General features: G+C 63.4%; 18 protein-coding genes and 1 tRNA gene. 5 read left to right on the top strand and 14 right to left on the bottom strand.

What is annotated here, in order from left to right:
- Positions 1–137 precede the first annotated feature (137 nt).
- Positions 138–1,364: a glycosyltransferase 87 family protein gene (locus tag ABD283_RS09765; protein ID WP_344224805.1), complete on the bottom strand. Its 1,227-nt coding sequence runs from the start codon at positions 1,362–1,364 to the stop codon at positions 138–140.
- Between the two features lie 61 nt (positions 1,365–1,425).
- The gene (locus tag ABD283_RS09770; RefSeq protein WP_344224806.1) at positions 1,426–2,733 is read right to left on the bottom strand and encodes a glycosyltransferase 87 family protein; all 1,308 of its coding nucleotides are present in this window, start codon (positions 2,731–2,733) and stop codon (positions 1,426–1,428) included.
- A 308-nt stretch (positions 2,734–3,041) separates the two neighbouring features.
- Between ABD283_RS09770 and mptB the strand changes: the two genes are divergently transcribed.
- A complete protein-coding gene (gene mptB, locus ABD283_RS09775) occupies positions 3,042–4,655 on the top strand; it encodes a polyprenol phosphomannose-dependent alpha 1,6 mannosyltransferase MptB (RefSeq protein WP_344224807.1) in 1,614 nt (537 codons plus the stop codon).
- Between the two features lie 629 nt (positions 4,656–5,284).
- Here the strand turns inward: mptB and ABD283_RS09780 are convergent.
- The 5 genes from ABD283_RS09780 to dusB form a co-directional block, all read right to left on the bottom strand.
- Positions 5,285–5,357, bottom strand: a tRNA-Asn gene (locus ABD283_RS09780).
- A gap of 80 nt (positions 5,358–5,437) precedes the next feature.
- Positions 5,438–7,411, bottom strand: coding sequence for a DNA primase (gene dnaG, locus ABD283_RS09785; protein ID WP_344224808.1), 1,974 nt, complete (start codon positions 7,409–7,411; stop codon positions 5,438–5,440).
- Positions 7,412–7,538: 127 nt separating this feature from the next.
- Positions 7,539–8,945, bottom strand: a complete 1,407-nt coding sequence (locus ABD283_RS09790) for an MFS transporter (RefSeq protein WP_344224809.1) — start codon at positions 8,943–8,945, stop codon at positions 7,539–7,541.
- 92 nt (positions 8,946–9,037) lie between these two features.
- Positions 9,038–10,378, bottom strand: coding sequence for a deoxyguanosinetriphosphate triphosphohydrolase (locus ABD283_RS09795; protein ID WP_425552827.1), 1,341 nt, complete (start codon positions 10,376–10,378; stop codon positions 9,038–9,040).
- A complete protein-coding gene (gene dusB, locus ABD283_RS09800) occupies positions 10,362–11,552 on the bottom strand; it encodes a tRNA dihydrouridine synthase DusB (RefSeq protein ID WP_344224811.1) in 1,191 nt (396 codons plus the stop codon). The genes ABD283_RS09795 and dusB overlap by 17 nt, the downstream gene beginning before the upstream one ends.
- 113 nt (positions 11,553–11,665) lie before the next feature.
- Here dusB and ABD283_RS09805 point away from each other — a divergent pair, with 113 nt between their 5' ends.
- Positions 11,666–11,914 (top strand): type II toxin-antitoxin system Phd/YefM family antitoxin, encoded by a 249-nt coding sequence (locus tag ABD283_RS09805; RefSeq protein ID WP_344224812.1) that lies wholly within the window; start codon positions 11,666–11,668, stop codon positions 11,912–11,914.
- Positions 11,911–12,171, top strand: a complete 261-nt coding sequence (locus ABD283_RS09810; RefSeq protein WP_344224813.1) for a Txe/YoeB family addiction module toxin — start codon at positions 11,911–11,913, stop codon at positions 12,169–12,171. The genes ABD283_RS09805 and ABD283_RS09810 overlap by 4 nt, the downstream gene beginning before the upstream one ends.
- On the opposite strand, the gene ABD283_RS09815 is transcribed toward ABD283_RS09810, so the two are convergent.
- The 6 genes from ABD283_RS09815 to ABD283_RS09840 all read right to left on the bottom strand — a co-directional run bounded on the left by ABD283_RS09815 (position 12,137) and on the right by ABD283_RS09840 (position 19,805).
- Positions 12,137–12,970: a tetratricopeptide repeat protein gene (locus tag ABD283_RS09815; protein WP_344224814.1), complete on the bottom strand. Its 834-nt coding sequence runs from the start codon at positions 12,968–12,970 to the stop codon at positions 12,137–12,139. The genes ABD283_RS09810 and ABD283_RS09815 overlap by 35 nt on opposite strands.
- 118 nt (positions 12,971–13,088) lie before the next feature.
- Entirely contained in the window at positions 13,089–14,453 is a 1,365-nt protein-coding gene (locus ABD283_RS09820) for a galactokinase (RefSeq protein ID WP_344224815.1), read from the bottom strand.
- Between the two features lie 65 nt (positions 14,454–14,518).
- Positions 14,519–15,916: a sugar porter family MFS transporter gene (locus tag ABD283_RS09825; RefSeq protein WP_344224816.1), complete on the bottom strand. Its 1,398-nt coding sequence runs from the start codon at positions 15,914–15,916 to the stop codon at positions 14,519–14,521.
- A gap of 96 nt (positions 15,917–16,012) precedes the next feature.
- Complete coding sequence (locus tag ABD283_RS09830; RefSeq protein ID WP_344224817.1) at positions 16,013–16,972, bottom strand: GNAT family N-acetyltransferase; 960 nt, start codon at positions 16,970–16,972, stop codon at positions 16,013–16,015.
- 7 nt (positions 16,973–16,979) lie between these two features.
- Positions 16,980–18,362, bottom strand: coding sequence for a glycine--tRNA ligase (locus ABD283_RS09835; RefSeq protein WP_344224818.1), 1,383 nt, complete (start codon positions 18,360–18,362; stop codon positions 16,980–16,982).
- 243 nt (positions 18,363–18,605) lie between these two features.
- Entirely contained in the window at positions 18,606–19,805 is a 1,200-nt protein-coding gene (locus tag ABD283_RS09840) for an acyl-CoA dehydrogenase family protein (protein ID WP_344224819.1), read from the bottom strand.
- A 183-nt stretch (positions 19,806–19,988) separates the two neighbouring features.
- On the opposite strand from ABD283_RS09840, the gene ABD283_RS09845 reads away from it, so the two are divergent.
- Together ABD283_RS09845 and ABD283_RS09850 are read left to right on the top strand one after the other, a co-directional pair.
- A complete protein-coding gene (locus tag ABD283_RS09845) occupies positions 19,989–21,737 on the top strand; it encodes an AMP-binding protein (protein WP_344224820.1) in 1,749 nt (582 codons plus the stop codon).
- Between the two features lie 90 nt (positions 21,738–21,827).
- Entirely contained in the window at positions 21,828–22,352 is a 525-nt protein-coding gene (locus ABD283_RS09850; protein ID WP_344224821.1) for a MarR family winged helix-turn-helix transcriptional regulator, read from the top strand.
- Between the two features lie 105 nt (positions 22,353–22,457).
- Here ABD283_RS09850 and mmsB read toward each other — a convergent pair whose 3' ends face one another.
- Positions 22,458–23,393, bottom strand: a complete 936-nt coding sequence (gene mmsB / locus ABD283_RS09855; protein WP_344224822.1) for a 3-hydroxyisobutyrate dehydrogenase — start codon at positions 23,391–23,393, stop codon at positions 22,458–22,460.
- Positions 23,394–23,401: the final 8 nt, after the last annotated feature.

Consider the following 23,401-nt stretch of genomic DNA (forward strand, 5'->3'; position numbering starts at 1 on the left):
CTGTCCGGGGCGCCGTTGGTTGTTCGGGGAGTTCGTCTCGCCCGTCTCGCGGCTGGGAGGCTCGTGACGGGCCACGTCTTGGTACGACGTCGTTCTGGCCCCCCACGCACGCGAGGTTGCCTAGCGAACGCGGGTCCTCAGCTCTGAGCCGCCTCGCGTACAGGCCGGGGCGTGGTCCCGAGATCCCACGTGCGCTTGACAGACCACGCGAGCAGAAGCACCAGGAGAATGTTCCTGATGGTCAGAACGCCCGCCATGATCGGATTGGCGTGAATGAGCGGGGTGTAGAAGAGCGGGTAGATAAAGAACGTCACCACCGCAATTCCCATGAGCAGAGCGGCCGGGGTGCGCCAGCGCTTCCAGTCGTAGACCAGGCCGGCCACGATCACGGGGGCGAGCCAGATCATGAACTGGGGCGATCCCACCTTGTTGAACACGATGAGCACGGTGGTCATCATGAGCGCGCCTTCGTAGAAGAGTTCGCCGCGGTCTGCTCCCCTACGCAGCGAACGAATCAGCAGAGCCGTGCCCAGGACGACGGCCACGATGAGCAGCGGCTGCATGAGGTACGCGGCGACCTCGGCCCCGGGGCCGTAAACCTCGGAGGAGTTGATCGCCGTGTTGTCCGCGATCTTGGAATCCGCGATGTTCAGCACGCTCAACCACACCCACGGGGTGGAGAACGTCGCCTCGAGCTGCATGCCGCGCGAGCCCTGGTTGACCATGAAGTCCGCGATGCGAACCAGCCCGCCGGACAGCCAGGTTCCGAGGACGACCACCGCGGTGACCACCACTCCCGCCAAGAACACCTGAGCGCGCTTCTTGGCCGCGATGAGCAGCGACAGGATGACCGCGGCGGGCCAGACCTTGATCCAGGTGGCGATACTCAGCAGCACGGAGGCCACCACGGGCTGGCGAGCGGCGTAGAGCATGCCGATCAGCACGATGGGCGCCGCGATCCCCTCCACCCGGGCAAAGCTCAGGTACCCCATGAACACCAGGAAAATCAGTAACCACCATGCGGGTGCCACGCCCCGCCCCTGCATGGAACGGCGAGTCAGGAACCAGACGGCAACCGCATTGAGAGCAGTGATGATGAGGGTCCACGCGAGCAGGTAGAGATCGTGACCCGCGATTCCCGCGAGGTGAATGGGGATCTGCGCGAGGACCGGGTAGACCCACGGGCTGATCGACTGATCACTCACCTCGGGGGTGAAACCAGCCATGGCCCACTCGCGGTACTGCTCGGTATCGCTGAAGGCCCACCCGTTGAGGAAGAAGGACGCCATCCAGCCCAGGTAGTACAGGTGGACCACTGCGAACCCCCACCACACGCTGGAGGGGCGGGAGAACCAGGCGATCACCCGGGACGGAAGCAGGGCGTCACGGGCACCGCTCAGACGTTCGAAAAATGCGGCGGAAATGTCAGGACTCCTTGGTCACGAGCTCGTCGGTGGGACGCTTGGACCCCAACCAGTACAGACGGCGGGCCGACCACAACATCAGCACCACGAGCAGCGCGTTGCGCGCGGTCAGGACGAGGGCCATGGCCGGGTTGTCGTGGCTCAGGGCGTCGTAGAACAGCGGGTAAATGAAGAACGTCAGTACGGCTATCGCGATCAGCATGATGGCCGGGGTGCGCCACGAACGCCAATGGTGCACCAGTCCCAGGGCCACGGCCGGGCCGAGCCACACCATGAACTGGGGCGAGCCCACCTTGTTGAACACGATGAACACGGACACCAGTGTGAGAGTTCCGGCGAGCAGCAGTTCGGTGCGGTCCGCCCCGCCAGTGCGTATTCCGTGGCGCAAGGCCCGGACGAGCAACGCCGTGGCCGCCAACGCGGCCAGGATCAACAGTGGTTGCATGACCGAGGACATGACCTCGGTGCCCGGCCCGTCCACCTGCATCGAGTTGATGTCGGTGTTCATGTACATCTGCGATCCCCCCACGCCCAGCACGGAGGACCACAGCCACGGGGTCGTGAACGTAGCTTCCAGCTGCATGCCCCGGTCACCCTGCTGCGTGAGGAAGTTGAACAACAGGGGCAATGCACCCATAGCCGCGGCAATGCCTGCGGCTACGGCGCTGACAATCAGGCCCGCCACAACCACCTGCACGCGCTGGCGCACCACGGTGAACAGTGCGAGCACGATGGCCGCGGGCCACACCTTCATCCACGTGGCGATGCTCAGCAGCGTGGACGCAATGAACGGGTGGGCGACACCGTAGGCCAGGGCCACGAGCACAATGGGGGCCGTCACGCCGTCGACACGGGCGAAGCCCAACCAGCCCATGAGGAATGTGAATCCCAGCCACCACCAAGCTGCGGGGATGGCCTGCTTATTGCGGCCGCGGTCGGTGAGTTTGAGCACCGCCCAACCGTTGAGGAGCGTAGTGATCAGAACCCACAGGAAGAAGAAGGGCGCCGGGCCTGCGATACCCGCGGCCGCCATGGGCAACAGTGCCAATACGGGGTAGACCCATGGGCTGGGTCCACCGTCCAAAGCATCCTGATCGAAGCCAATGCGTGTCCAGTCCCGATAGATATTGGTGTCGCTGAACGCATTGCCGTTGAGGGATACGACCAGCGCAAAAATCAGGAAGACGAGGTGCAGGACCACGAAGCCCGCCAGAAGGGCACGCGGTGAGCTCAGCCATCCCGGTAGATTCCGGGGACGATCCAGAACATTCAGTCGGTCCTGTTGGGTCAACGGCTTGTGCGTGGACATGATCAATCCTCGTCGGGTGCGCAGCGGTACGAGACCGCGGGCGGCCTCAGGAAATCAGTAGCGTGCCCAGTGGAAGCGGGCACGGGTGTTTACTCATGCTACGTGCCGCGAGCGCCTCCCCACGGACTCGTGGCCCATGGGGTCAGGCACACTGGGCTTCACTCCCCGGTAATCCCCGGCTGGAACCGGCCCCGATACCGGCGGTTGAAGCGGCCCTGACTGCTAGGATCAGCCTCCTGAGAAATGTCCCGCGGGCCTTGGACCCTGGGCACCCGAACACGGTCACATATAGGGGAACGACACAGGTCATGGCTGAAAGTGGTTCGCGTCCGGAGGTCACTGCCAATGGCAGCACGCCGGTACGACCCCGAGCCACCGATGAGCTCTCCCTCGCCGAAGCACGTTCTGCTCCCGGCACTCCGCTGATTCCCCGTCCTCAGATTGCGATCATCCAGGGTCTGATCGGTTCGCTCATGATGTTCGTGGGCTCTATCGGTATCGGCTGGATGGCATTGGGCTCGCCCATGGTCCGCAACCCCTTGGTCATCGCCATGCGCACCGAAGGCTGGGGCATCTACACCTCAACGTTCCTCTTGACGTTCGGTGCCATGTTGCTCATGCGATCTTGGATCAGGCTCGGACAGCGGCTGGCCGGCTGGCCGGAAGGGTCGCTGCGCGCCGTGGTTGCCGCAGTGATCGCTTGGTCGTCACCGTTGTTTATTGCGGTGCCAATTTTCTCCCGCGATGTCTACGCCTACATCGGCCAGGGGCGCCTCATGGAAGCTGGGGAGAATCCGTACACGACCGGTATCTCCACACTCGACAACTGGTTCATGTTGGGTGCGGATCCCGCTTGGGCCGAATCCCGCACGCCCTACGGGCCGTACTTCCTGTGGTTGGCGCACCTGGTCGTCAAGATCACCGACGCTCAACCGGATCTTGCCGGGCTCCTGTTCCGTCTTCTCGCGTGTGTCGGTGTGGCGTTGTGCGTGATCTACGTGCCCAAGCTCGCTGAAATGCACGGGTTCAACGGCGCTCGTGCCCTGTGGCTTTCGGTCGCCAATCCGCTGTTCCTGATCAGCTTTGTGGCCAGTGCGCACAACGACGGCCTCATGGTCGGCTTGGCTGTGGCCGGCACGTATTTCGCCGCGACCGGCAGGCCCATCCGAGGCATCCTGTTGGTTACGGCTTCTATCGGTATCAAGCCAATCACCATTCTTTTACTGCCGTTCATCGGGCTCTTGTGGGCGGGCCGAAATGCTTCCTGGCCGCGCAAGTTCGCTACCTGGGCAGGCACCGCGATATTGAGCTTCGGTGTGCTCTACTTGAGCGGCATTCCCTACAACTTGGGCAACGGTTGGATCTTGGCAATCCTGGACCCGACACCGGGCTTCACCGGTTATTCGCCGTCCGGATTCCTGGGGATGCAGGTCAACCGCGCCGGGGACGCCCTGGGTCTGCCCGGAGGAGATATCGCCAAGGCACTGCGCCAGTCCCTGAAGTACCTGGGAATCGGCATCGTGGTGTTGCTGATGTTCTGGGGCGAAGGTCAGCGCAGCCACCGTGTAGTGCGCCGCATGGGTCTCGCGTTCGCCGCGGTCGTGATGCTCTCCCCCATCATTCAGCCGTGGTACATCCTGTGGTTCCTGCCGTTCCTGGCCGTCACGGGTATCAAGAACAACTGGCAAGTGCGCGTGCTGTACGTGGTCACCGGGTTCTTCGTGATCTTCGGTGCGCAGGATCAGCTCTCCGTGTGGCCGTTCATCGAGGTCGAGCTGGACGTCTCCACGATCGCCTACGTCATTGCCCTGGCATTCACCGCGTACCTCATGCTGCTTGACCCCCACACCAAGCACGTTCTCATCGAGGGCGGGCCTCGCGGTTGGTTCGAAAGGCGCCGACGACGCCGCTCCGGCCAGTAATCGCCTTGGGCGCCGTCGTCTGCGCTGATTCAGGCCTCGAACCCCTGGTCGGCACTGAGTCTCTGGCGTCCTGGCCTTGCTCCGTTAATTCAGGAAACCGACCAGACCTCGGCATCCGGTTCGGTGCTTGGTATTCGGCTTCCAGCCACTCTCCAATTGACATGGGTCGGTACTAGGTCACGGAATTCGTCCGGGCCCATGCAACGCCCTTCCAAGCTCACACGATCGGTACGTACGTTCCTCACCGTTGATGGGCCGCACGAGGTCTACTGAACGGCCTTACGTGTCTACGGCTCGCCAACACCATGGCATGCAGGATGGTCTCGGATTCGGTTGGGTGGGTCAGCGGGCACGGGGCAATCACTGCGCAGCCGGCACGCCTTTATGCGGGAGTGATCCACGAAACGTACGGGGGTACTTCAATCCGGCCAGGGTCCAGCCGAGCCATCGAATCCACATGGTGGCCCGTTAGAACCCTTTGACTAGCCGGAGAGGGCTCTAACAACCCGTGAGGTGGCAGACAGGCTTCTAATGACACCTGAAACGTCAGGCGCTCCCAACCAGCCCGAGCAAGAATGAATCTCGATACGACAAAAGCCCCGGCGAACCGGGGCTTCTCTCGTTTGCAGCTCCCCCGACTGGACTCGAACCAGTAACCCTTCGATTAACAGTCGAATGCTCTGCCAATTGAGCTACGGGGGACCGTGCACATCTGTGCAACGAGAAGATACTTTACAGACCCTTGGCCGGTTCCTCAAATCCGGCTCGCCACAACGTGAACGTCAGTTACCGAGGAGGCTCCGCCGCTGCATCTCCAGGTCCAGAAGCTCCCGCTGTAGCGACTGGTACAGGGCCGATTCTTTCTGCGGGTCCGTGCGGTTCAGGTGTGCCAGCTTGTCCGACTTGGCGCGGTTGATGTGCATCTCCACCAGGCTCGTCAGCACACCCACCGCGTAGTTGCGGACCTGCTGCTCGGAAGAAGCGGGCAGTGGGGTCACCGACAACTGGGCAAGGTATCCGTGCAACGGTTCGGGCAGTTGCCCCCGCACGTGCTCGAGCCAACCCCGCCCTCCGCGAGGATCGTTCACGTCGTACTCGGGCCGCGCGGCCACGATCGCATCGTGCAGAGCCTGGTGCACCGGGTAACGCATTTCGGCGGACTCAAAATGACCCCAGTACGCGTCGGGCACCAAGTCAGGAACCTGCAAAACAACCTCCAGCGCCTCGCGTTCCATGCGCGCCACCGGCTCGCGTGGGTTGGGTAGCTGCACCTCGGTAGGGCGTTCCTGCTCCTGAGAGTCACCGGGCCGGTCCCCCGGGCGACCTGGAGTGCCAGAGCCGCGTCCGGACCCAACACGTCCCGACGAGAACTGCTGCGACTCATGATGCTGCGGCGCCCGCTGTTGCTGCCCACGCTGCTGCGAGGACGATCCTCGCTTGGGCACCGCTGCCACCGCACGCATGACCTCATCGGTTTCAATGCCGAGCCACCCGGACAATTCCCGCGCATACGCCGGCCGCAGGGACGAGTCACGGATCTGCGCCACGATGGGCGCGCACGCACGCATAGCCCGCAGTCGCCCCTCCAGACTGTTCACGTCGTAGTCGCGAATGGTCGCCTTCAAGGCGAATTCGAACAACGGGGTCCGGGTACTGACCAGGTCCCGCACGGCGGCGTCGCCCCGCGTCAGGCGAAGGTCGCACGGGTCCATGCCGTCCGGGCCCACGGCCACGTAGGTCTGCGCCACGAACCGCTGGTCCTCCTGGAAAGCGCGCAGCGCGGCCTTCTGTCCGGCGGCGTCACCGTCGAAGGTGAAAATGACCTCTCCCCCGGCGGAATCGTCGGAGAGGAAACGGCGCACGATTTTGATGTGATCCGCCCCGAAAGCGGTACCGCACGTGGCCACCGCGGTCTCGACACCGGCCAAATGGCAGGCCATGACGTCCGTGTAGCCCTCGACCACCACCACCTGCTTGCCCTTGGCGATCGCCCGCTTGGCCAGATTGATGCCGTACAGCACCTGGGACTTCTTGTAGAGCTGTGTCTCGGGGGTGTTGAGGTACTTGGGCCCCTGGTCGTCCTCGTAGAGCCTGCGCGCGCCGAAGCCGATGACCTCACCGGCCACCGCGTGAATGGGCCAGATCAACCGGCCACGGAACCGGTCGTAGAGACCTCGATTGCCCTCCGAGAACATGCCCGTGAGCTTGAGTTCCTGGTCCGTGAAACCCCGGTCCCGCAGGTGTTTGAGCAGGTTGGACCAGCCCTTGGGTGCGTAACCAATGCCATAGGTGCGCGCGGCGTCGTCGTCGAAACCGCGTTCGCCCAAGAACTGTTGGGCGGCCGTGGCCTGCCGGGTGTAGAGGTGGCGCTGGAAGAATTCCGCGGCGATCTTATGGGCGTCCAGCAGTCGCTGCCGGCGCCCCACTTCTTCGCGCTTGGGCCCCGAGCCCTGCTCGTAACGCAGCTCGTAGCCGATGCGCGCGGCCAGCCGTTCCACCGTTTCGGTGAACGGCGTGTGATCCATTTCCATGAGGAACGCGATCACGTCACCGGATTCATCGCAGCCGAAGCAGTGGTAAGTACCCATTTGCGGGCGCACGTGGAAGGACGGCGTGCGCTCGTCGTGGAACGGGCACAGGCCCTTGTAGGAACCAATGCCGGCGGGCTTGAGGGTCACGTACTGGTCGACGATTTCCTTGAGGTCGGTGCGTGAGCGCACCTCGTCTATGTCTTCTCGTCTGATCAGTCCCGCCACGCCTCTCATCCTAGGCAACGCGTCAAACTCGCCAGACCGCGGCGCGGGCCTGTGCAGCCCGGACGCGAAAGAGCGGCGTCGCCCGTCGGGACGACGCCGCTCTGATCAGTCGCGGAGCACGCGGAACCTAGCGCGCGGGAGACTCCTCGGGATCGATCACGACCCGCTTGTCGACCGGATCCACGGTCTTGGTCCCCAGCATGGAGGCGCCACCGAGCGCTCCCACCAGGGCAAAGGCAAAGAAGCCCCATGGGTAGGCCAGGCCGGCGGTCAGCAGCGTGCCGCCCACGATGGGTCCGCTGATCGCACCCAGGCGGCCAACACCCGCGGACATTCCCAATGCGGTCGCGCGCACCTGCGGCGGGTGGTTGGCGGCGGTGAATGCGTACACGAGCACCTGCGACGAGAACACGAAACAACCGGTCAGGAACACCATGATGTAGATGCCGAACACGGGCAGCTTGATGGCCAGCGCGGCCAGCAGCACGGCGGAGCCCGAGAACCACAAGATGCCCGCAATGCGCGGCGTGATGCGGTCGGCCACCCGACCACCGATCCACAGACCCACCACGGCACCCACGTTGAGGATCAGCAGGAAGCCCAGCGCGTTACCCAGGTCGTAATCGGCGGCGCGCATGATCTGCGGCAACCACGTGTTCAAGCCGTACACCAGCAGCAGCCCCATGAAGGACGCGGTCCAAATGAACAGCGAGTTGCGTGCGTACGTTCCGCTCAGCAGCAGGGCCGCACCTTGTTTGGCGGGCTTGGCCTTCTCGCCGTTCGGGGTCGACGACGCCGCACGGCCGGCACCAGAGGTACCCGCAGCGCCTGCCGCGTCCGGAAGTTCGAGCTCAACGTTGTAATGTGCGGCCACGGCGCGAGCGGCGTCGTAATCGCCCTTGGCCGCCAAATAGGACGGCGACTCGGGAAGGAAGACAAACATGAGCGGCACCAGGATCAGCGCGGGCAGTGCCCCGGCAATGAACATGGTGTGCCACGAGAACTGAGCCAGGACCCAGATCGCAAGTGCTGCGGTCAGCACGGCACCCACGTGGTAACCCGTCATCATGACGGTCGTCGCGTTGGAGCCGCGGCCCTTACGCGCGAACTCGGTAACCATGGAGATGCCGGTGGGCAGGCAACCACCCAGACCCAAACCGGCCAGGAAGCGCAGCACACCGAACCACAACACGCTGGGCGCGAAAGCTGCGGCGAAAGTCAGGACAGAGAAGACGATTACGGCGCCGATCAGCATCTTGCGGCGGCCCAGGCGGTCGGTAAGCCAACCCATGCCGAGCGCGCCGATCATCATGCCGAACAGTCCGGCAGTTGCAACTGCCGTGCCTTCGCCGGTGGTCATGTCGAAGCCCTTGTCCTCCAACAGAGCGGGCATCACGGCGCCGAGGACCACGGCGTCGAACCCGTCCAGCAGAACGGCGATCCAGCACAGCGGAGCGACCCAAAGGGGGGATTTGAGAATGAGGCCCTTAGCGGGCGTGGTGCCCGCGGTGGGCGAGGAAGCGGTGGAACTCACGGGGAAACTCTTCCGATAGGGCAACAGATCACAGTGATCCTAGTCGCACACCCGTGTTAGCCCGGCCACAGTCCCGTTGAATGAGAGCAAGCTCACCAGAGCGGTTTATCGCCCGTGCGCCAATTGGTCCCACGGATTCTGTCGTGCAAGGCCACCGCGGAAATATCGGTGAGGCACGCAACCTGATCCACGACCAGTCGCAGGCGAGCCGCCTCTGCTCCGGGACCGTCACCGATCTCGCGCCAGTCCCCCGCGAACTCGTGTGACAGGAAGCGGCCGTCGGTTTCCATGAGCGCATTGACCAGGATGGTGAGGATCTCGTTCTGGTTCTCGTACAGCGGTTGGGCGTCGCGCACGGTCATCACAAAAGCAGTGGCAATGCCCTTAAGCACCGCGATTTCTAGCTCAGTTTCATGCGGTACGACAAGCTGCGCGGAGTAACGAGTAAGCTGACCGTCACCGGCCACGTCACGCGTGGCTTCTACCGCAGACATCGCGAACCGCCCGATCAGCTGACTGGTCATGTTCTTGAGCCTCGCCAGGTCCTTGCGCGAGCCGTCCATGAGTGGGATCCACACCGGCGAGGATTCCAGCCGCCTCAGGGCAACATCCAGTTCCTCCGCAGTAGCCCGTGGAAGATACCAGCGCTGGGTCCACTCGATGACACGGGCTCGAGCCATGGGATCGGCGAGCTGCCCCAACTGCAGGGTGTTGGAGGCGATCGCGTCCTCCACGTCGTGCACGCTGTAGGAAATGTCATCGGCGAGGTCCATGACCTGGGCTTCCAGGCATTTGCGGCCTTCGACGGCGCCTTCGCGCATCCACCGAAAGACGGGCAGGTCGTCCTGGTACACGCCGAATTTGAGGTTGGGTTTACCGTCAGGGCGCGGAGGGGCATCCTCCGCACTCCACGGGTACTTGCACGTCGCATCCAGTGCCGCGCGCGTGAGATTGAGACCGGCTGGGTGGCCATCCTCGGTGATGACCTTGGGTTCCAAACGCACCAGCAGCCGCAACGTCTGGGCGTTACCCTCGAAACCGCCGATGTCCCGGGTCATGGTTGCGAGCGCGGTTTCACCGTTGTGACCGAAGGGCGGATGCCCCAGATCGTGGGACAAGCACGCGGCATCCACGACATCCGGATCACACCCGAGAGCCTTGCCCAGTTCGCGGCCGATCTGAGCTACTTCCAGGGAGTGGGTCAGGCGGTTACGGACAAAGTCATCGGTGCTCGGCGCGACCACCTGGGTCTTGGCGGCCAACCGACGTAGTGCGGAACTGTGCAGCACGCGCGCACGGTCGCGCTCGAAGTGGGAGCGGTGGCGGTTGTGGTGGTTTTCGGCCACGTACCGCTCGGCGTCCTCGTAGGCGTATCCGGTGGGCAGGATTCCTAGGCGGTCAGGGGTGTGCAATCGGTTAGCCTCCGGAGACATCGAGTTCGGCGTGCACCAGGCCCAGGCGTTCGGCGTCACCCAGGATGCGGGAGTTCAGCCAGCCGTCCGGGAGGTGAGGTTTGCGGGGGTTGCCTGCGCGACCGCGGGGGCCCTCCACGTCCTTGCCGGGGTACGGCAGATCCAGGTCGAGCTGGTCGAGCAGGTCACGCAGTCTGGCCAGGCTAGGCACCTGTGCCATTTGGGCGCGCAGTTCACCGCCCACCGGGTAGCCCTTGAAGTACCAGGGAACGTGCTTACGGATTTCGCGGCAGCCCTTGGCCTCATCCCCGAATTCCTCCGCAAGCAGCTCGGCGTGCCGGTAAATGGTTTCCGCGACCTTGCGGACCCCGGGCTTGTAGCGCTTGGGACTACCCTCGAAAGCCGCCTGCAAATCACCGAACAGCCACGGGCGACCCTGGCAACCACGGCCCACCACCACGCCGTCCACGCCGGTCTGCTCAACCATGTGCACGGCGTCCTCTGCCGAGAAAATATCGCCGTTACCGAGTAAGGGGATGTCCGGCAGTGCTTCGCGGAGCCGCGCGATCGATTCCCAATCGGCTTTGCCCGAGTAGTGCTGCTGCAGAGTGCGCCCATGGAGAGCCACCGCGGCAACGCCTTCATCACGCGCCATGCGGCCGGCGTCCAAGTAGGTCTGGTGCTCGTCATCGATGCCGATCCGCATCTTGATCGTCACCGGGATATTCGCCTCGGAGGCCTCCTGCACCGCTGTGCGGATGATCGCCCGGAACAAGTCGGTCTTCCACGGCAGCGCGGAACCGCCGCCGCGCTTGGTGACCTTGGGGACCGGGCAACCGAAGTTCAGGTCGATGTGGTCCGCACGGTCCTCCTGCGCGACCATGCGCACGGCCTTGCCCACGTTGACCGCATCCACACCGTAGATCTGGATCGAGCGCGGAGTCTCATCCGGATCGTGATGAATGATCCGCAGCGACTCCGGGCGGCGTTCCACCAAGGCCCGCGCGGTGACCATTTCGGTGACGTAGAGTCCCCCGCCGTACTCGCGGCACAGCTTGCGGAAAGACTTGTTGGTCACCCCCGCCATGGGTGCCAGAACCACGGGCACGTCGATAGTCAACGGTCCCAACTGCAATGGTTTCAGGTTCAACACGGCCGGCTCCCGGTCCGTGGTCTCAAGATTCGTGGTGCTCATCGTGCGCCATTGTCTCACTATCTGGGCACGCCTGCGCGCTGGTCGGGGTAGTGCTACGGGACCATTCCTTAGGTGGTACAATATTTTGTACCACCTTTATGAAAGGACCTGCCATGAGCATCACCGCCAGCGAAGCTCGTCGCCTTTTGTTTCCCCTGATCTCACAGGTTCATGATGACCGCGCACCGGTGGAAATCACGTCAAAGAACGGGAACGCCGTTCTGATGGCGGCTGAAGATTACGCCGCCTGGCAGGAAACCGCGTACCTCTTCCGGTCCCCCGAGAACGCCCGACGGTTACTGGACTCGTATGAGGAAGTGCTTCGCGGGGCTACCACTGAGCATGATCTTGATCGCTCATGAGATTGGTTTTCTCGTCGAACGGGTGGGAGGACTACAAGGTCTGGCAGCGCCTCGATCGGGCTGTTCTCAAACGTCTCAACCGTGTGATCGATGACTGTCTCCGCGATCCGTTTGAGGGCATAGGAAAACCAGAGCGTCTCAAGTACGGCATCCCGGATGCGTATTCTCGACGAATCACTGATGAGCACCGACTGGTTTACCTAATCGTTGATGAAGACCTTGTCATCTTGCAGTGTCGGTACCACTATCAGAAGTAGCCGCACTCCGTGCTGAGCTGTCCACCTGCTCAAGACGCACAGCGAGCTTGAACGCCCGCACCTGTTCGTCACGGCGACCCAGGGTTTTGTACACGGTCCCCAGATCCCGCAAACATTGCACCCACTCCCGCGTGTGTGCCTCCGGATCCGGCAGCGCGGGATAAAGGTTACTGGCGTTGTAGAGGGCGTGAGCGGCGTCGTTCCAGGCCATCATGTCCTCGGCGAGCGCCGCGAGACCCTTCCAACACATGATCTGCCCGGCGATGTCCCCGCGCAGTTCGCAGCCCGCGAGAACCCTTTCGTAGTGGTCGTTCGCCAGTTTGCGGCGACCTGCTGCCTGGGCGGCAGTGGCTAGGTGTGAGGTCCAGCGCAGGTCCTCGCGCGAGACGAACTCCACACCGTCCGTCGTACCCGTGGGCCGTGATGGATCCACCCCGGCTGCCTTGGCCCCATCCTGGAATTCGCGATACGCATCCCACGGGCGCCCCTCGAGCAGCAGGACGTCCCCCAGATTCTCCAGACACCGTACCCGTCCGCCCACAGAACGCGCGGACCGCGGGGCACGCCTGTACTGGGTCGCAGCCAGCCGATAGTTGTGTTCCGCGCCTGGCAAGTCATCTGCATCCCGCGCCAGATCCCCCAACGACGACGCCGCATCACCAGCTACCAGCCACACCTCACCCAGGCGTGCGGTACGCAATGACGCGTCGAAGGACTCTCGGGCCGCTGCGCTATCCCCGGTTTTGAGGGCTGCAAGCCCACGCTTGAGTCGTCGTTTGGCACTGGCCGCTGCGAACACGGGTGGCTCCTAGGGGTGAGTGACATTTGTGGCAGAAGATCGCACGATTCCTAGCCTCATTCTGACGAACCTCTGCCCAGAATGTTCAACACGGGTTTGAGACCGAGCCGGGCGAACGTCAGAGGATCCTGCGCCCCGCTTCGGACGGTTGCAGGGTCAGGAACAGCGGTTCCCGGAACCCATTCTGGGCGAAGCACAATTGCACGGAGGCTGCCAGCCGGTCCACGGTGTCCAACGGCACCAAAGCGATCACGGATCCGCCAAAGCCGCCCCCGACCACCTTGGCGCCCAGCGCACCCGCGTTCAGGCACCCGTCCACCGCGGCATCAAGTTCCGGGACGGTGACCTGGCAGTCGTCGCGCATGGATTCGTGGCCCTCCACCAGCAACTGGCCCACTAAAGACCAGTCCGGAGCATCCGTGTGCAATTCATCCGCGATCTGCACGGAGCGAACCATCTCGGTCATCGAGTGCCGCAGCCTCAATCGGGTGTTCTCACGGTCCTCGGTAAGCTCCGCCCCCGCCTCAAGAAGGTGCTCGAAGCGGGCGAGGACGGCAGCGGCGTCGTCGGGGGTGGGGTGTTCGGGCAACGCATCACGGAGGGTAGCTACGCCCAGGACCGCCGCCGCGGCCTCACACTCGGCTCGTCGGGAACTGTACTGACCGTCCGCGAGTTTGTGCGGTGCGCGTGTATCTACTGCCAGCCACGTGAGACCGGCGAGCGCGGGATCGGCGGGCAAGCGGGCGACGTCGAAATCGCGGCAGTCCAGCGCCAGAATCTCGCCGGCATGCGAGCGCAGAGATGCCGTTTGGTCCAGACCGCCCGTGTTGGCGCCCACGATGTAGTTCTCTGCATCCATGCAGGCACGAGCGAGGGCGCGGCGCAGCGCGTCGTCCGGGTGATCGTTGCCCGTGTTCAGCGAGAACAAAGCGAGCGCCGTGGAGCATTCGAGGGCGGCAGAGGAAGCCAGCCCGGCACCGATGGGTACCGTGGAATCAACCATCAGGTCCGCCCCGAAATCGGTGGGGAGCCCGATCTCGGGCACCGCAACCGGGTGAGTGGTTTCACCGCGCGCTACCCGGTTCATGCCCCAGGCCACGCCAGCCACGTAGCCGAACCAACCTGAGATGGCCCCGGGTCCGATGTCGCTGATGCGGGTCGAGCGGGGGCGATCATCGGCCACGGACTCGTCCGCGTCCTGCATGGACTGGGCGTTAAGCACACCGTCCTCGCGAGGAGCCGCGGCCGTCAAGGTCACGTATTGGTGGGCGAACGGGAGGCACATGCCACCAGAGAAATCCACGTACTCGCCCATGAGGTTGGCGCGTCCGGGCGCGGCCCACACGCCCACCGGGGCGCGGCCGTAGGCCTCTTCGAACTTCTGGCTCAAGCGCTGCGCTCGCTCGCGGACGTCCGGCTGGCCGACCCAGCGCGGGCGCGCGAAGTCTTCCGGCGTGGCGGTTTCGCTGAGCTCACAGGACACGGGCGGTTTCCTCACATGGCGTTGACACCGGGGTGCGGCGGACGGGGCTGACAAACCATTGTCCACTACCCGGCGCGGAAGTAGTGCTCCAGCTCCTCCAACGATTTGTCCTTGGTCTCCGGAGCCACCCGGTACACCCACACCAGCGCGATGACCTGCAGCACCACGAAAATGAGGATCGTGTAGCCAACGCCCAGCGAATCCGTAAGGATCGGGAAGGTCAGGCCCACCACGAACGTCATCATCCACAGGATCCAGGCGCACACTCCCATGCCCACGCCGCGCACGTTCAGGGGGAAAATTTCGGACATGTACAACCACGTCACAGTGCCGATGCAGCACTGCATGAACCCCACGAATACCACAATGCACGCCAGGATCACCCAGGCACGCGCCTCATTGGCCTCGGGTATGAGCAGATAGGACAGCGCAAAAGCGGTCAACGACGTCGCCGTGCCCACCAGGCCGGTCAACAACAGTTTGCGCCGGCCCACGTACTTGAGCAGGTACATGGCCAGGCCTACGGCCAGGACACCCACCACGCCGGGGATGATGTTGGCGTAAAACGCCCCATTGCCGCCGAAGCCCACGTCCTGGAGCACGGTCACGCCGTAGTACTGGATAGCGTTGATGCCGGAGATCTGGTTGATGACGGCCATGGATGCGCCCAGGATGAAAATCCTACGGATCCATGGAACCCGCACCAGGTCCATGATTCCTGCGGTGGGGCGGTTCTTGTCCTCTTCAGCCAGTTGAAGGACGGTCTCGCCCTCCCCCGGGTCGTACGCCTCTTCTCGAATGCGGCGGAGCACCTCGAACATGCGGTCCACGGATCCGTTACGAGCCAACCAACGCGGGGATTCAGGCACGATGATCATGCCCACCCACAAGACCAACGCTGGGATGGTGGCGAGCACCAGCATGTAACGCCACACGTGGGGGATGTGACCGAACGCGGTAGCCAGACCGGCATTGAACACGAACGCTAGCGCCTGCCCGCCCACGATCATGAGCTCGTTCTGGGCCACCACTCGACCCCGCAGGTGCGCAGGGGCCAGCTCCGCCAGGAACACGGGGACGATCACGGAGGCCGCACCCACCGCGAGTCCCAGGAGGCAGCGGAATGCCACCAAGACCGTGACGGTGGGAGCCGTCCCACAACCGATGGTCGCGATGACGAAAATGACGGCCAGGATCAGCAGGACCCGGCGACGCCCGAAATGGTCCGCCAGCTTGCCACCGAAGGCCGCACCCCACGCCGCACCGAACGGCAGGATGGAAGCAACCAATCCCTCAAGGAACGGCGTGAGCTGAAGGTCGTCCACCATGGACGGCAGCGCACCGTTAATCACTCCGGTGTCGTAACCGAACAGTAATCCGCCGAATGTGGCTACCGTGGCAATCAGCTTGAGCCGCCTGTTCATGGGCGGTTTGCTCTCCGAGTGCACCGTTTGTAATGACATGGCCGTCCTTTCTCCATAGAACGTCATACCACTGACGGTCACCGGCTGGCGAAACTTCGCTACATCGGTTTCAGGATGCCCGACCCCGACATACGATCAATCGACCAACGTCACCGTCTCCGTGACCACGTGCGCCACGCCGGCCTCGAGCAGGTTGTCCACCACCGCGACCAGCGGCGTCATGGAGTCGTCCACTTCAAGTTCCACCGGGTAGTCGTTGACCAGCAGGGCCAGCAGTTTCTCCACTGCCTCGCCCGTCTCGGCCTCACTGCCCTCTGCCCCGGGCACGTAACCCAGCAGCACGTCAGCGGCCTCGAACTCGGCAGGCTCCTGATCCGGGTTGTGCGGATCGAAGGGCCGGTAGCTCACGGCGAAAGCCGAGATCGGGGCCTGGCCATTGGAAGCGGCAGCGCCGTCGCGCAGCACCACGGCACCGAAAGCTCCGGCCTTGTCCGACAGCAACTGCTGATTCACCGCGCCAATGCCGATCTCGCCCACGGGGTCCCACGCGTGCACCGAACGGTAGAACTCCGACACGGCGCGCGTGAGTTCCACGGAGCCGGTGGCGAGATCCTCGATCGCCTGAGCGGGAGTACCGTCCGCGTTCTCTCCCAGGGTCGGCATCGGCAGCGCGCCGGCGTTCACACGGATCACGCGCGAGCGCATGGCGGGCTTCAATCCTTCGGCCTGGGCGAACTGATCCCCCGTGGATCCGGGGGTCACTCGTGTGCGCAGGGCACCGACGCCGGACGGCGCCCGCTCAGCTTCCCCGCGCAACCGCGCCACGAGCTCGTGGCCGATCCCATCGCGCTGACGGTCCGGTGCAACCTCCACGTAAGCCCACAGCCGTTGCGGGTGCCACGACGTTTCGTAGACCACTCCCGCCGCCACGGGCACACCGGAATCGGTGGCCACGAGCGTGCGGGAGAAAGCGGCGTCGTCGTCGGCACCCAAACGGGCACGGAAGGCTTGGGCAGGGGCCGACGGCGCGTCCGGCCAGACCTCCAGCAAACGGAGGTCGTCATCTTCGCGCCACGGACGGTACTCGATGCTCATGCGGTCCTTACTTCTCGAGTCGCTCGGCGAGGTACTGACTCACGCGGTCCAGGCCAACGCGCTCCTGCGTCATTTCATCGCGCGAACGGATGGTCACGGCCTGGTCCTCGAGGGTGTCGAAGTCCACGGTCACGCAGAAGGGCGTGCCGATCTCGTCCTGGCGACGGTAACGACGGCCGATGGCGCCGGCGTCGTCGTAGTCGATGTTCCAGCGGCGGCGCAGCTCGGCGTCGAGATTCTGAGCGACCGGCTTGAGGTCATCCTTCTTGGACAACGGCAGCACGGCGGCCTTGACCGGTGCCAGGCGCGGATCGAGCTTGAGCACGGTGCGCTTGTCCACCCCGCCCTTGGTGTTGGGGGCCTCGTCCTCGACGTAGGCGTCCACCAGGAAGGCCATCATGGAGCGGGTCAGACCGAAGGACGGCTCGATCACGTACGGGGTGTAACGCTCTCCCGAGGCCTGATCGAAGTACTGCATCTTGTCGCCGGAGTGCTCGGTGTGGTTGGACAGGTCGAAGTCCGTGCGGTTGGCCACACCCATGAGCTCGCCCCATTCGGATCCTTGGAAGCCGAAGCGGTACTCGATATCAATGGTGCCGTCCGAATAGTGCGCACGCTCATCGGCGGGCACGTCGAAGCGGCGCATGTTGTCCGGGTTCACTCCCAGATCCACGAACCAGTCCCAGCACGCTTCGACCCACTCGTCGAAATACTTGGAAGCCTCGTCCGGGTGGATGAAGTACTCGATCTCCATCTGCTCGAACTCGCGCGTGCGGAAAATGAAGTTGCCCGGGGTGATCTCGTTGCGGAACGCCTTACCGATCTGGCCGATACCGAACGGCGGCTTCTTGCGCGATGCATTGAGCACATTGAGGAAGTTCACGAAGATGCCTTGCGCGGTTTCGGGGCGCAGGTAGTGCTTGCCCTCTTCGTTGTCCACGGGGCCCAGGAAGGTCTTCATCAGACCGGAGAACTGCTGCGGCTCGGTCCATTTGCCGTCCTGACCGGTCTCCGGATCCTTGACGTCCGCCAGACCGTTGACGGGCGGGTGACCGTGCTTGGCCTCGTAGGCTTCGAGCAGGTGATCGGCGCGGTAACGCTTATGGGTGTGCAGCGATTCGACCAGCGGGTCGGTGAAGGTTTCCACGTGGCCGGAGGCTTCCCACACGGCCGAGGGCAGGATGATGGACGAGTCCAGGCCCACCATGTCAGCGCGGCCTCGCACGAAGGTCTGCCACCACTCGCGCTTGATGTTTTCCTTCAGCTCCGCGCCCAAGGGTCCGTAGTCCCACGCGGAGCGCGAACCGCCGTAAATTTCACCCGCCTGAAAGACAAAGCCTCGGCGCTTGGCCAGGGAAATGACATTGTCCAGGGTGGATTTAGCAGCCATGCGTTCTCACATCCGTTTCTCGCCCGACCGCTGGCTGCGGCCGCGCGCGTGGAATCTGTTGGGTGGTTCTTAAGGGCGCTGCTGACGACGACGCCGCGCGGCGGCTTTCGTGCGCTAGGCACCACAAACGAGACGTCCGAAATGACGTCTCGTTTCCAGGGTAGCCATTACGCGGAAAACTCGCCTAACTCGCGGGTTCGGAGCGAGTCGGACGAGTCTTCGGTGCGGTTGGCTTCGTGTCGATTAGACGAAGGCCGAGACGCCGGTCAACGCGCGGGACACGATGAGCGCGTTGATGTGGTAGCTGCCCTCGTAGGTGTAAATGGCCTCGAGGTCGCCCAGCACCTTGGAGATCTCGTAGTCGCTGAGTAGGCCGTTGCCGCCCAGCGCGTCACGAGCCAGCGACGCCGATTGGCGGCCCAGGCGCGTGGCCGTGGACTTGGCGATAGCTGCGTGCATCATCTCCAGCTCGCCGGTGTCCTGCAACCGCGCCATCTGGACCATCATGGCGGAACTTGCGGCCAGGTTACCGGCGATCTCGGCCATGGTCTGTTGGATCACTTGGAAGCTTGCGAGTGGCTTGCCGAACTGGATGCGTTCCAGTGAATAGTCCCGCAGGATGTCGAGAATGGCCTGCTGTGCGCCCACGGCCTGCCAACCGACCCATGCGCGGGAGTCCTTCAACAGTTCGTTGGCGGCGTCAAAGCTCATGGCGCCGGGTAGGAGAGCGGTGTGGGGCACACGGATCTCGTTGAGAACAATGTCCGCGTTCTGCATGATGCGCAGGCCCATTTTGTTGGCGATCTTCGTGGCTGTGTAACCGGGGTGGGAGGTGTCCACGGCGAAGCACTTGATCAGGCCGTCAGCGGTGTCACGGGCCCACACCAGGGCCACCGCTGCCACGGTACCGGCGCCGATCCAGCGCTTCTCACCCTGGATGACCCATTCGTCACCGTCCAACGTGGCGGTGGTGGCCAAACCGCCGGCGATGTCCGAACCGTGGGTGGGTTCGGTCAGGCAGAAAGCGCCCAACTGCGTGAGTTCGGACAAACCGGGCAACCACTGGGCTTTCTGTTCCTCAGAACCCAGTTCAGCGATGGTGCCGACGATCAGCTCGTTATGAATGCCGATCAACGCGGACAGTGAAACATCCGCGCGAGCGATCTGCGAGTGCACGAGGCCCTGGAACAGACGCGACGAACCGTCCAGGAACAACTTGCCCAATCCGAGTTCGGCGAGCGCGGGCAGCAGCTCGGTGGGGAGGTGCTCACGGTTCCACGGGTCGATGGACTGCTTACGCACGTGGGTCTGCAAGTGTTCCTTGAACATGCCGAGGCGCTCGTGTTCGGCGGGATCGAGCAGGGACTCTACGTGCAGGAGGTCGACATCCGGCAGAAGGCCTTGGGGTCCATCACCGGGGTTGGAGAGGGTCGCGCTGGTCATGATCGTGGTCCTCAAATTTCTCGGTATTCCGATTGTGGTCTTTCCAACTATAGGCCTTCCAAGTATATTTGTGGTGTCGTGAGTCACACTTTTTGCCAACGGACATCTCAGAGCCCTTGCTGCCACCCGGTGAGCACGGCACGTCAGGATCACGACCGAATTATCTAGGAGGCCCCGAAAGCCATGACCGTGACGAACGAATTCCGCACTGCCCGTGACCACCTGGTGTCGCTCCAACAGGACTGGGAGCGTGCCCGCGAGGAATTTGTATGGCCTCGCTTCGAGCACTTCAATTTCGGTTTCGACTGGTTTGACCAGGTCGCTACTTCCCCCGAGCGCAAGGACCAGGATGCGCTGATCGTTCTCGAGGAGGACGGCTCAGAGTTGCGCCGGACCTTCGGCGAACTCAGCCGTGATTCCAACAAGGTGGCCAACTGGCTGCGAGAACAGGGTGTGCAGCGCGGTGACCGCGTCATTCTCATGCTCAACAATCAGGTTGAGCTGTGGGAGTCGATGCTGGCGTGCATCAAGCTCGAGGCCGTCATGGTTCCCACCACTACGCAAATGGGACCGGCGGATCTCGAGGACCGCGTGACCCGGGCCGAAGCCAAGTGGGCAATCGTCGGCATGCAGGACGCGCCTAAGTTCGCGCCGGTGGACGGCGATTACACCGTGATCTATGTGCCCGGCGTCTACACCCCGGCGGAGCAGATCAATAACCCGGATGCCGGTGGCCGCAAAGTCATCAACTACAACGATGCCTACGATGCCTCGCCCGAATTGAGCCAGGACTCCCCCACCGGCGCGGACGAGACCCTACTGCTCTACTTCACCTCCGGCACCACGTCCAAGCCCAAGCTTGTGGAGCACACCCACACCTCGTACCCCGTGGGACACCTCTCCACCATGTACTGGATCGGGCTGGAACCGGGCGACATCCACTTGAATGTGGCCTCCCCGGGGTGGGCCAAGCACGCGTGGTCCAATTTCTTCGCACCCTGGATCGCGGAGGCCACGATCTTCGTGTACAACTTCCGCAAGTTTGACGCCGCCGCGCTCATGGACGTCATGGACAAGATCGGTGTGACCAGTCTGTGTGCCCCGCCCACGGTGTGGCGCATGTTGATCAAGGCAGATCTGAGCCTGCTGCAGACCGCACCCCAGAAGACCGTATCTGCTGGTGAGCCCCTCAACGCCGAGGTCATCGAGCAGGTCAACCGCGCCTGGGGATGCACGATCCGCGATGGATTCGGCCAGACCGAGTCTTCCCTGCAGGTAGCCAACACCCCGGGTCGTCGAATCGTGATCGGCTCCATGGGTGTACCCCTTCCCGGCTTCGACGTGGTGCTGATCGACCCGATGACCGACGAGGAAGCGGACGAGGGCGAATTGTGCCTGCGCCTGGATCCCCGCCCGGTGGGGCTGATGCGCGGTTACTACGGTGACAAGGCCAAGACGGACGACGTGTTCCGTAACGGCCTCTACCACACCGGTGATGTGGTCTCCCGAGACGAGAACGGCATCTTCACCTACGTGGGCCGCGCGGACGACGTTTTCAAGTCCAGCGACTACAAGGTCTCACCGTTTGAGCTGGAGTCGGTGCTGGTCGAGCACCCGGCGGTCATGGAAGCCGCCATCGTTCCCACTCCGGACGAGCTACGTTTGGCCATCCCCAAGGCCTTCGTGACGCTGAGCTCCGGGTACGAGCCCACTTCTGAGACGGCCACGGAGATCCTGCAGTTCTGCCTGAGCAAGTTGCCGCCGTACAAGCGGATCCGCCGCATCGAATTCCTGGAACTGCCCAAGACCATTTCGGGCAAGATTCGTCGCGTGGAACTACGCAAGGCGGAGGAGCAGCGCTCCGAATCGGGTGAGGCACCCGAGGGTTACGGCACGGAATTCCACGAAGAAGACCTCTCGCTCAAGCGATAGGACATATTGAACGGCCGGTGGTGCACATGCATCACCGGCCGTTGTTACTCCCCAGTCGCAGTCCCCCACCCTCCGGAATAGAATGGTCCAATGTCCAATAGTCGTACGCTCACGAAAGACCCGATTACCGAGGCCCAGCGCAACTGGGTTCGCAATGGCTGGGAAGAGGCCTCGGGTCCCATGGCCGCTGTCACGGCGATCATGCGTGTCCAGCAGATCCTGCTGGCCGAGGCAGAGCAGGTGCTCAAACCATTCAAATTGACCTTTGCTCGTTATGAGCTGATTGCACTGCTCAGCTTCACCCGCGAGCAGCAAATGCTCATGAAGCGGGCCAGCGCTCTGCTCCAGGTTCACCCCACCTCGGTGACCAACGCCGTGGACCGGCTGGAGGATGCCGGGCTGGTCAAGCGCGAACCCCTCAAGACGGACCGCCGTGCCATGACCATAGTCCTGACCGCGAAGGGAAAGAAGATCGCGGCAGAGGCCACCGAGGCTCTAAACGAGGAGCTGTTCCTGCAGACTGGATTCGAGCCTGACGAGGTGGACTCGTTGATCCGCATCCTCAGCCGGTTCCGCGCTCGTGCCGGCGACTTCGAGGAGGCCTCCGGCACCTGAGTCATCCGACCTGGAGAGCATTCAAAAAGCCGGATAAAAGTGTGATCAAAAGCTCGGGCCCCGTCTCCACAACTGTGGAGGCGGGGCCCGAGCTTTGTGCGGACACTACTTCTTGTCGCCGCTGTCCTCACGGATGGTGTTGATGATGCCGGAGAAGTCCTGACGGGCTCCCTCACCCTCGGAGAACTTCTGGTAGATCTCCGCGGCCAACTGACCCATCTGGGCGGACACACCGTTCTCCTCAATCGCGGTCACCGCCAGGTTGAGGTCCTTGGACATCAGCGCACCACCGAAACCAGGCTGGTAGTCGTTGTTCGCCGGGCTCGTAGGCACGGGTCCGGGCACCGGGCAGTTGGTGGTCAAAGCCCAGCACTGACCGGAAGCTTTGGAGACCACGTCGTACATGGCCTGGTGTTCAAGTCCAAGCTTTTCGGCCAGCACAAAGGCCTCGCTGACTGCCACCATGGAGATCCCCAGGATCATGTTGTTGCAGATCTTGGCGGCCTGCCCCATACCGTTCTCGCCGCAGTGCACGATCCGTGCGCCCATGATGTCCAGAAGGGGATAAATCTCCTGGTAGACATCGTCCGGTGCGCCCACCATGAACGCGAGGGTTCCGGCTTGGGCACCGACCACTCCGCCGGAGACCGGGGCCTCGGCCGCTTTGAAACCGGCTTCTTTGGCCAGGTTGGCCACCTCTTGAGCTTCGGAGATGTTGATAGTCGAGCAATCCAGGAAGGTGGCACCCGCCGGTGCCGCCGCGAGAAGGCCCTCGGCGCCGTCGGCCCCGGTATAGGCATCCTTGACGTGCTGGCCTGACGGGAACATGGTGATGATCACCTGTGCATCCCGCACGGCCTCCTGAGGGCTCTCCGCCACGGTGATGCCGTTCTCACGAGCGACGTCGAGCGCGGCCGGAACCACGTCGAATCCCGTGACGGGGACACCCGCTTGCACCAAATTCACGGCCATGGGTCCACCCATGTGACCGAGCCCCAGGAAGGCAACGCGCGGCTGGGTGTCTGTCGGTGAAGTGTTCATGACTCTCC

It is taken from the genome of Kocuria atrinae (assembly GCF_039531425.1).
Taxonomy (GTDB): domain Bacteria; phylum Actinomycetota; class Actinomycetes; order Actinomycetales; family Micrococcaceae; genus Kocuria; species Kocuria atrinae.

Coding starts and splice junctions, on each gene's coding strand:
- dusB (WP_344224811.1), bottom strand. CDS start 11,552: ATGAGCACCACGAATCTTGAGACCACGGACCGGGAGCCGGCCGTGTTG.
- ABD283_RS09850 (WP_344224821.1), top strand. CDS start 21,828: ATGTCCAATAGTCGTACGCTCACGAAAGACCCGATTACCGAGGCCCAG.
- ABD283_RS09835 (WP_344224818.1), bottom strand. CDS start 18,362: ATGGCTGCTAAATCCACCCTGGACAATGTCATTTCCCTGGCCAAGCGC.
- ABD283_RS09795 (WP_425552827.1), bottom strand. CDS start 10,378: ATGTCTCCGGAGGCTAACCGATTGCACACCCCTGACCGCCTAGGAATC.
- ABD283_RS09845 (WP_344224820.1), top strand. CDS start 19,989: ATGACCGTGACGAACGAATTCCGCACTGCCCGTGACCACCTGGTGTCG.
- ABD283_RS09825 (WP_344224816.1), bottom strand. CDS start 15,916: ATGTCATTACAAACGGTGCACTCGGAGAGCAAACCGCCCATGAACAGG.
- ABD283_RS09810 (WP_344224813.1), top strand. CDS start 11,911: ATGAGATTGGTTTTCTCGTCGAACGGGTGGGAGGACTACAAGGTCTGG.
- mptB (WP_344224807.1), top strand. CDS start 3,042: ATGGCTGAAAGTGGTTCGCGTCCGGAGGTCACTGCCAATGGCAGCACG.
- ABD283_RS09840 (WP_344224819.1), bottom strand. CDS start 19,805: ATGACCAGCGCGACCCTCTCCAACCCCGGTGATGGACCCCAAGGCCTT.
- ABD283_RS09770 (WP_344224806.1), bottom strand. CDS start 2,733: ATGTCCACGCACAAGCCGTTGACCCAACAGGACCGACTGAATGTTCTG.
- ABD283_RS09830 (WP_344224817.1), bottom strand. CDS start 16,972: ATGAGCATCGAGTACCGTCCGTGGCGCGAAGATGACGACCTCCGTTTG.
- mmsB (WP_344224822.1), bottom strand. CDS start 23,393: ATGAACACTTCACCGACAGACACCCAGCCGCGCGTTGCCTTCCTGGGG.
- ABD283_RS09805 (WP_344224812.1), top strand. CDS start 11,666: ATGAGCATCACCGCCAGCGAAGCTCGTCGCCTTTTGTTTCCCCTGATC.